This is a genomic window from Lapillicoccus sp. (genome assembly GCF_025353065.1).
Lineage (GTDB): Bacteria > Actinomycetota > Actinomycetes > Actinomycetales > Dermatophilaceae > Lapillicoccus.
Window position 1 is genome coordinate 1 of sequence record NZ_JANXRJ010000161.1, and the last position, 8,947, is coordinate 8,947.

Sequence of the window (8,947 nt, forward strand, 5' to 3'; positions counted from 1 at the left end):
AGTCCATCGCACAAACAGCCAGAGATTTAGGGGTTAAGGAATCCTTACTTTATAGCTTGCCGAGCAGCCGCATGGGGTGGGTGATCCCGCTCCACTCGTTGAAGTCGCCGATCACGTGGACGGCGCTCGCGCGCGGCGCCCACACCGCGAACGAGACCCCGCTCACGGTGCCGAGGGGGCCGCCGTAGCTGCGGACGTGCGACCCGAGGACGGTCCAGAGCTGCTCGTGGCGACCCTCGTTGATGAGGTGCCGGTCGATCTCGCCGAGGGTCGGAGCGAAGCGGTAGGGGTCGTCCTGCTCGTGCTCGACGCCGTCGTCGTAGGCGACGAGGAGCCGGTAGTCGGACGTCGCGGTGACGTCGGCGGCGGTGCCGGACCAGATCCCGCCGCGGACGTGCGGCAGGTCGAGGAGCGTCCCGTCCTGGAGCCGGGCCCGCACCGACCGGGCCAGCGGCCGGTATGCCGTGACGGTGAGGCCCCCCGGGCCGAGGTGGTGGCCGAGCAGGTCGTGCGGCTGCGAGTGGCGGGCCTCGAGGAAGGCGTCGATCGCGCTCTCGTCCTGGACGAGCGGCATGGTCGGGATGATGGTCATGACGACCCCTTGCTCTCGGTGGTGCTCTGGCGGACGATCCGGTCGATCGCCGTGGAGGGGATGCCCAGCCAGGTCGGCCGGTTGCGCGCCTCGTAGACGACCTCGTAGAGGGCCTTGTCGAGCTCGAGGGCGCGCACGACGGGGGCGGAGCCGACGAGGTCGAGGCCGGTCACCGCGGCATACCCGGCGAGGAACGCGGTGCGACAGGCTTCCACCCATCCCCGGGCCGACGTGCCGGGACGGGACATCTCGACCGACCCGCCGGCATAGTCGAAGGAGCGCAGCATCCCGGCGACGTCGCGCAGCGCGAGGTCGGGGCGCACCCGCTCGGAGAGGGGCCGCAGGGGCTCGCCCTCGAAGTCGACGGCGACCCAGCCGCGGTCGGCGATGTGGAGCACCTGCCCGAGGTGGTAGTCCCCGTGGATCCGCTGGAGGTCGGGCCACGGCATCTGCGCGAGCCGGTCGATCACGGCCCGGATGGCGACGTCGTGACTCACGAGGGACGGCACCTCGCTGAGCGCGGAGGCGTAGCGGCCGCGGATCGAGGCGAGCAGCGGCGCGCGCACGTCGTCGGTGCCGGCCGTCGTGCCCAGCGCACTGGCCAGGCTGACGTGGATCCGCGCGGTCGCCTCGCCGAGCTCGCGCGCCTCGGTGCTGAAGTCGGTGCCGGCCCCGGCGGCGCGCAGGGCGACCCGCCAGGCGTCCTCGACGCCCGGGAAGAACCGCTGGGCGAACGCGAGGTGCCCGCCGACGACCTCGGGCACGAAGGTCGGGAACTCCTCCGGTCCCGGGATGCGGGGAAGGTCCTGCTCGACGACGACGGGGGGCGGGACCAGTCGGGGGTCGGGGAGCCCGCGCCGGTCGATGTCGATGGCTCGCTCGAGGTCCTCGATGTCGCCGAGGATGGCGTCGTGGAGGGTCGGGCGGGCCTCCTCCCGGCGACGTTCGATCTCCTGCGCCCGCAGCTTCGCGACGCGGCTCACCTCGACGGCGTGACGCTCGGCGGCGGCGGCCCGCTCACGCTGGTTGTCGGTGACGACGCGGGTGCGGTGGTCCACCGCGCGTTTGATCACGGTCGCGATCTCGGCGTCGTGCCTCGCGTGCTTCACGGGGTGGTCCGGTGCGAGCCAGGTGCCCGTGACGAAGCCGATGGTCTGCGGGACCTGGGTCGACCCGGCCTCGGTGAGCGCCGACTGGACGACGACGTCAGGGTTGTCGCCGGACTGGAGGGTGCGGAAGACCTTGATGATGACGGGCTCGGCGGGCGCCCCGGCGGCGTCCGCGACCTGGCAGATGATCGAGGTGTTGGACTGCTCGCCGCGCAGCACCGACGACGAGGTGAGGGTGATCGCGGGACCGGACACGTGGGTCCCGACGACGGTCTCGTCGGTGGTGTGGCTGACCGACTGGTGCTGGGCCACGGCCTGCCCCTCAATGAGAGCGACCAGCCGGCCGACGAAGACCGGGTCGTGGCAGGCGTCGTAGACCCAGCGCTGACCGAGGACGCCGTGGTCGCTCCTGCCGATGAGGGCCTGCTCCGCGCCGGCCAGCGGTGCACCCCGGTAGGTGAGCGGCACCTGGTAGACGATCGGCGTCGGTCCGGACTCGTCCGAGACGATCATGATCTCGATGCCGACCTCGCCCGCGGGGTCGTCGAGCCGATAGCCACCGAGCTTGCGCAGGTGGGGTGCTCGGCCCTTTGCCGTGCACCAGCGCTGCCGGGGCAGCCACCCGCTCAGCAGCTCGAGCTTGCCGGGCGTCATCGTCGTCGCATGGATCTCAGCCACGAGCGGCCTCCCCTCGGAGCTGGAACCAGAAGAAGTCCCGCGACCCCAGGGTGATCAGGACGGTGCCGTCGTCACCGACCTTGGGGAAGCCCTGGCCGCCGAAGAGGTCGACGAGGCGGGCGCCGGCATACTCCTCGGGGAGGTGGACGGTCGTCGCCTGCGGTCTCGAGGCGAGGTTGTTGACGCACAGCACGGCCTCGGGGACGTCCTCGCTCGCGCTGGACGACGGCGCGCCGCCGGTGCTGCGGACGAAGGAGAGGATCGCCTCGTTGTCGCTGGGGCAGACCCGGAACTCGCCGAGCCCGAAGACCTGGTGGCGGCTGCGGACCTGGAGCATCCCGCGCACCCAGTGCAGGAGCGAGGACGAGGTGGCCATCTGCGCCTCGACGTTGACCGCGTTGTAGTGGTAGACGAGGCTCGAGATCACCGGGAGGTAGAGCTTGCCGGGGTCGACCGAGCTGAACCCCGCGTTGCGGTCGGGGGTCCACTGCATCGGTGTGCGCACGGCATCACGGTCCTCGAGCCAGATGTTGTCGCCCATCCCGATCTCGTCGCCGTAGTAGAGGTAGGGCGACCCGGGCAGCGACAGCAGCAGCGCGTGGATGAGCTCGATCTCAGGACGGGAGCCGTCGAGCAGGGGTGCAAGCCGCCGACGGATGCCGACGTTGGCGCGCATCCGGGGGTCGGGGGCATACCAGCCGTACATCGCCGACCGCTCCGCGGGCGCGACCATCTCGAGGGTCAGCTCGTCGTGGTTACGCAGGAAGGTCCCCCACTGCGAGCCGTCGGGGATGTCCGGGGTCTCGGCGAGGACGTCGATGATCGGGGCCGCCTTCTCCTCCCGCAGGGAGTAGTAGAGCCGCGGCATCACGGGGAAGTGGAAGCACATCTGGCACTCGGGCGCCTCGGGGGTGCCGAAGTAGTCGACGACCTCGGCCGGCGGCTGGTCCGCCTCGGCGAGCAGGACCTGGCCGGGATACTCGGCATCGACCATCCGGTGCAGCGCGGCGAGGAAGGCGTGCGTCTGGGGGAGGTTCTCGCAGTTGGTGCCCTCTTCCTCGAAGAGGTAGGGGACGGCGTCGAGCCGGAAGCCGTCGATGCCGAGGTCCATCCAGAAGCGGACGATGTCGAACATCTCCTCCTGCACCCTGGGGTTGTCGAAGTTGAGGTCCGGCTGGTGGGAGAAGAAACGGTGCCAGAAGAACTGCCGGCGGATCGGGTCGAAGGACCAGTTGGACACCTCGGTGTCGACGAAGATGACGCGCGCGTCGCTATAGCCCTCGTCGCTGTCGGACCACACGTGGTAGTCGCCGAACAGCCCTGCCGGCTCGGCGCGGCTGGCCTGGAACCACGGGTGCTGGTCGGAGGTGTGGTTCATCACGAGGTCGGTCACGATGCGGATGCCGCGCGCGTGCGCCTGCGAGACGAGCTCGATGAACTCCGGCAGCGTCCCGAACTCCGGCAGCACCGCCTGGTAGTCGGCGATGTCGTAGCCGCCGTCACGCAGCGGCGAGGCGTAGAACGGCGGCAGCCACAGGCAGTCGATCCCGAGCCACTGCAGGTAGTCCAGCCGGCCGATGAGTCCCGAGAAGTCGCCCGAGCCGGACCCCTTGGAGTCGGCGAAGGCACGCACCAGGACCTCGTAGAACACCGCGGTCTTGTACCACCAGGGGTCGTGCCGCAGCCCGGGCTGGTTGAGGTTGAGACCCTGCACGACTCAGATCCTCCTGACGTCGATGATGTGGACCGGGTGGGTCTCCGGGCCGAGGCGGACGTAGTTGTCGTCCTGCCACAGCCACGTCTGGTCGGTGATGAGCTCACGGGCACGGAACCTCTCACCCCACTCCAGCCCGAGGGCCGGCATGTCGAGGCGCACCATCGTCTCTCGCGTCGCGTGGGGGTCGAGGTTGACGACGACGAGGATCGTGTCGCGGCGGCCCTCCACCACACGGGTCTTGGAAAAGACCATCACGAACTCGTCGTCGGCGTGGTGCAGCGACAGGTTGCGCAGCCAACGCAGCGACGGGTGGGCCTTGCGGATGGCGTTGAGCCGGGTGAGGTAGCCGGCGAGGGACTGACCCTCCCTCGGGCCCCCCTGCTCGTAGTCCTCCCAATGCCGGTTCTTGTACTGGTACTTCTCGTTGTCGATCTGCTCCTCGACACCCGGTCGGGCGACGTTCTCCATCAGCTCGTAGCCGGCATAGATGCCGTAGGTCGGCGACAGGGTGGCCGCGAGCGCCGCCCGCAGCATCCACGCCGTCGGTCCGCCGTACTGCAGGTAGGGCGTGAGGATGTCGTGGGTCGTCGGCCAGAACGACGGCCGAAGGAAGGCGGCACTCTCCTCCGCCAGCTCGGTCGCGTACTCCTCGAGCTCCCACTTGAGGTTGCGCCAGGCGAAGTAGGTGTAGGACTGCTGGAAGCCGGCCTTCGCCAGGGCGTGCATCATCGCCGGCCGGGTGAAGGCCTCCGACAGCCAGATCACCTCGGGGTGGTCCTTCGCGACGTCGGCGATGATCCACTGCCAGAACTCCACCGGCTTGGTGTGCGGGTTGTCGACGCGGAAGAGGGTCACGCCGTGGTCGATCCAGACCTGGATCATCCGGCGCATCTCCGCATAGGCCCCGGCGGGGTCGTTGTCGAAGTTCAGCGGGTAGATGTCCTGGTACTTCTTCGGCGGGTTCTCGGCATACGCGATGGTGCCGTCGGCGCGCGTCGTGAACCACTCCGGGTGGCTCTGCACGTAGGGGTGGTCGGGGGAGCACTGCAGCGCGATGTCGAGAGCCACCTCGAGCCCGTTGCGGCGTGCGGCCCGCACGAAGATGTCGAAGTCGGCGAAGGTGCCGAGGTCGGGGTGGATGGCGTCGTGCCCGCCGTCGGGCGAGCCGATGGCGTAGGGGCTCCCTGGGTCGCGCTCGGTGGAGGAGAGGGTGTTGTTGGGACCCTTGCGGGCCGTCAGGCCGATGGGGTGGATGGGCGTGAGGTAGACGACGTCGAAGCCCAATGCCGCAACTGCCTGCAGCCGCTCCGCCGCCGTGCGGAGCGTGCCGGAGTGCCAACGCTCGGACTCCGTGTCGTACCAAGCACCCTCGGACCGCGGAAACATCTCGTACCAGGCGCCGAACAGGGCGAGCTCACGCTCCACCAGCAGCCGGTATGCCGCGCTGGGGCTCACCATCTCGCGGAACGGGTGCGCGGCGAAGACGGCCTGCACCGCGGGCGACGTCGCGGCGTGGAGCCGGGCCGGGGCCGGGCGGGTCGCGTCCTGCAACGCCGTCACCGCGTCACGGACCGCGAGGGTGTCGGCGTCCGGCAGGGCGGCCAGGGCGGGGCTCGCGAGAGCCCGCCGGAGCACCAGCACGCCCTCCTCGAGCATCAGCTCGCTGTCGATGTCGGCCTCGACCTTGATGGTCGCGTCGTGGAGCCACGTGGCATACGGGTCGGACCAGCCCTCGACGCGGTAGCTCCACCACCCCGGGCGGTCCGCGACGACCGTCGCGCTCCACCAGCTGAGGCCCTCGTTGTCGACCGTCATGGGGAAGTGGTGGTCGCCGCCGTCGGGGTCGGTGAGGACGGCCGTGGCGTTGACCGCGTCGTGTCCCTCGCGGAAGACCCGCGCCGCCACGACGAACTCCTCGTGCTCGACGGACTTGGCGGGGGTGGCGCCTCCGTCGACGAGGGGCCGGACGTCCTGCACAGGGATCCGACCGACCGGGGCCACGCCCGCCGGAAGGGACGAGGCCGGGTCGGGGGGAGCCGAGGTGCGGGGTTCGTCGGAGCGGGTGGACACGGCAGGGGGCGTGGTCACGTGCCCGACGCTAGTCGAGTCGTGGCCCACCTTCTACCGGCGGGCCGGGCAATTGCGCGACGCCGCGGGGTCGGGCGGCCGGATCTCGGTCACGGTGCTGACTCATCGGCGGCAGCAGGCTAGATTCTGCGAGGACTCCGATGAAGCGCAGCGCCGCGCCACCGCCCCGACGCACCGCCCCGACGTACCCACCGAGGAACGAGGAGAGATCGCGTGACCGATATCGACGTGGCCGGCCCGACAGGCGCCGGCGTGCCCCAGCGACCGGTGGCCGACCTCACTGCACCGCGCCAGAGCGTGGAAGGCTTCGTGGGCGAGTTCATGCGCGAGCTGAACTACGGCCAGGGCGTCAGCCTCAACCGCAGCTCGCTCAACGACCAGTACCTCGCGCTGGCCCGCGCCGTGCGCCACCGCCTGCAGTCGCGCTGGATGGCGGCGCTGGCGATGCAGCGTGACCTCCAGGCCAAGACCGTCTGCTACCTCTCGGCGGAGTACCTCCTCGGCCGCCAGCTCGACAACGCGATCCTCGCCACCGACATGGACGATATCGTCGAGGAGGGGCTGGGCCAGCTCGGTATCTCCCTGTCGACGTTGCGGGCCCAGGAGATCGAGCCGGGCCTCGGGAACGGCGGTCTCGGCCGGCTCGCAGCGTGCTTCGTCGACTCCCTCGCCACCATGTCGGTGCCCTGCATCGGCTACGGCATCCGCTACGAGTACGGCATCTTCCGGCAGTCCTTCGAGGACGGCTGGCAGCGCGAGGAGAGCGACCCCTGGCTGGAGCTGGGCAACCCGTGGGAGTTCCCGCACCCCGAGGACGCGGTCACCGTGCGCTTCGGTGGGACGACCGAGACGTTCGAGGACGAGGACGGCGTCACCCGCACCCGGTGGCTGTCCGACTGGGACGTCAAGGGCGTCCCCTACAACTACATGGTGCCCGGATATCGCAACGGTCGGGTCAACACCCTCCGCCTCTGGAGCGCCAAGGCGACACGCGGCTTCAACCTCGACGTCTTCAACGCCGGCGACTACGTCGAAGCCGTGCGCGGCCAGACCTTCGCCGAGACGATCTCGATGGTGCTCTACCCGGAGGACTCGACGCCCCAGGGCAAGGAGCTGCGGCTGCAGCAGCAGTACTTCTTCGTGGCCTGCTCCGTCCACAACTTCATCAACCAGGTGCTCCCGCGCGACTTCGACCTCCGCCTGCTGCCCGACCGGGTGATCTTCCAGCTCAACGACACGCACCCCGTCATCGCCGTGCCCGAGCTGATGCGGATCCTGGTGGACGAGAAGGGTTTCGAGTGGGACGAGGCGTGGGAGATCACGCAGAAGTGCTTCGCCTACACCTGCCACACGCTGCTGCCCGAGGCCCTCGAGGAGTGGAGCGTCGACCTGCTCGGGCGACTCCTGCCCCGGCACCTCGAGATCATCCGCAAGATCAACGACCACTTCCTCGAGCAGGTGGCGGCACAGTTCCCCGGGGACGACGTGCGCCTCCACCGGATGTCCATCGTCGGTGACCACACCGTGCGGATGGCCTATCTCGCGACCGTCGCCGGTGCGAAGGTCAACGGCGTCGCCGAGCTGCACTCGCAGCTGCTGCGCGACAAAGTCCTCCCTGACTTCTCCGAGTTCTTTCCCGACAAGTTCATCAACGTCACCAACGGCGTCACCCCGAGGCGGTTCGTCCGGCTCGCCAACCGCAGCCTGTCCACCCTCATCACCGAGGCCATCGGCCCGGGGTGGATCACCGACCTCGACCGGCTGAAGGAGCTGGAGCCCCTCGCCGACGACGCGGCCTTCCGCGAGCGATTCCGCCAGGTGAAGCGGCACAACAAGCTGAGCCTGGCCAAGACGCTCAAGTCCCGCGACGGCATCGTGATGCCGACCGACGCGCTGGTCGACGTGATGGTCAAGCGGTTGCACGAGTACAAGCGCCAGACGCTCAAGGTGCTGCACATCGTCACGCTCTACGAGCAGGTCGTCAGCGGGCAGCTCGCGATCGAGGACGTCACGCCACGGGTCTTCGTCTTCGGTGCGAAGGCCGCTCCCGGCTACCAGATGGCGAAGCAGATCATCGGGCTGATCAACGCGGTGGGCCGCACGGTCAACGCCGACCCGCGCATCGAGGGCCGCCTCACCGTCGTCTTCCCCCCCAACTACAACGTGACCCTGGCGGAGAAGCTCATCCCCGCCGCCGATCTCTCCGAGCAGATCTCGCTCGCCGGCAAGGAGGCGTCCGGCACCGGCAACATGAAGCTGGCCCTCAACGGCGCGCTGACCATCGGCACCGATGACGGCGCCAACATCGAGATCCGCCGCCTCGTGGGCGACGACAACTTCTTCCTCTTCGGGATGGTCGAGCCCGAGGTCGAGGCGCTGATCGCGTCCGGCTACCGGCCGGAGTCGTTCTACGAGAAGGACCCCCGGCTGCACGCGGCCATCGACCTCATCGCCTCCGGTGCCTTCTCCGGCGGCGACCGGTCGGTCTTCGAGCCGGTGGTGTCCAACCTCCTCCACGAGGACCGGTTCCTCGCGCTCGCCGACTACGCGGCATACCTCGAGGCGCAGGAGCGTGTCGACGTCGCCTACCTCGATGCCGAGGCGTGGTCCCGCTCGACGATCCTCAACGTGGCGCGCTCCGGGTTCTTCTCCTCGGACCGGGCGATGCGCGAGTACACCCGGCGGATCTGGCACACCCAGCCGGTGAGCGGCAGCTGACCCCGGCTCGACGGGGTTGACGCCGCGTCAAGGGGGTTGACGCAC

The 8,947-nt window shown here is 69.6% G+C and carries 5 protein-coding genes; 1 reads left to right on the forward strand and 4 read right to left on the reverse strand.

Features of this window, described 5'->3' with window-relative positions:
• Positions 1-49 precede the first annotated feature (49 nt).
• The 4 genes from Q0R63_RS13120 to Q0R63_RS13135 are packed head-to-tail and all read right to left on the reverse strand — an operon-like array spanning position 50 to position 6,097.
• Positions 50-592, reverse strand: coding sequence for a hypothetical protein (locus Q0R63_RS13120; protein WP_295697941.1), 543 nt, complete (start codon positions 590-592; stop codon positions 50-52).
• The gene (locus Q0R63_RS13125) at positions 589-2,379 is read right to left on the reverse strand and encodes an aminoglycoside phosphotransferase (protein WP_295697943.1); all 1,791 of its coding nucleotides are present in this window, start codon (positions 2,377-2,379) and stop codon (positions 589-591) included. Before Q0R63_RS13125 ends, Q0R63_RS13120 begins: the two co-directional genes overlap by 4 nt.
• The gene (gene treS / locus Q0R63_RS13130; RefSeq protein ID WP_295697948.1) at positions 2,372-4,093 is read right to left on the reverse strand and encodes a maltose alpha-D-glucosyltransferase; all 1,722 of its coding nucleotides are present in this window, start codon (positions 4,091-4,093) and stop codon (positions 2,372-2,374) included. The genes Q0R63_RS13125 and treS overlap by 8 nt, the downstream gene beginning before the upstream one ends.
• A gap of 3 nt (positions 4,094-4,096) precedes the next feature.
• Positions 4,097-6,097 carry an alpha-1,4-glucan--maltose-1-phosphate maltosyltransferase gene (locus Q0R63_RS13135; RefSeq protein ID WP_295697951.1) on the reverse strand — a complete coding sequence of 667 codons (2,001 nt, stop codon included), beginning with the start codon at positions 6,095-6,097 and terminating at the stop codon, positions 4,097-4,099.
• 339 nt (positions 6,098-6,436) lie between these two features.
• On the opposite strand from Q0R63_RS13135, the gene Q0R63_RS13140 reads away from it, so the two are divergent.
• The gene (locus tag Q0R63_RS13140) at positions 6,437-8,902 is read left to right on the forward strand and encodes a glycogen/starch/alpha-glucan phosphorylase (RefSeq protein ID WP_295697954.1); all 2,466 of its coding nucleotides are present in this window, start codon (positions 6,437-6,439) and stop codon (positions 8,900-8,902) included.
• Positions 8,903-8,947: the final 45 nt, after the last annotated feature.

What these genes read in the sequence shown, in the direction of transcription:
- Q0R63_RS13120 (WP_295697941.1), bottom strand. Translation starts at nt 592, where the DNA reads ATGACCATCATCCCGACCATGCCGCTCGTCCAGGACGAGAGCGCGATC.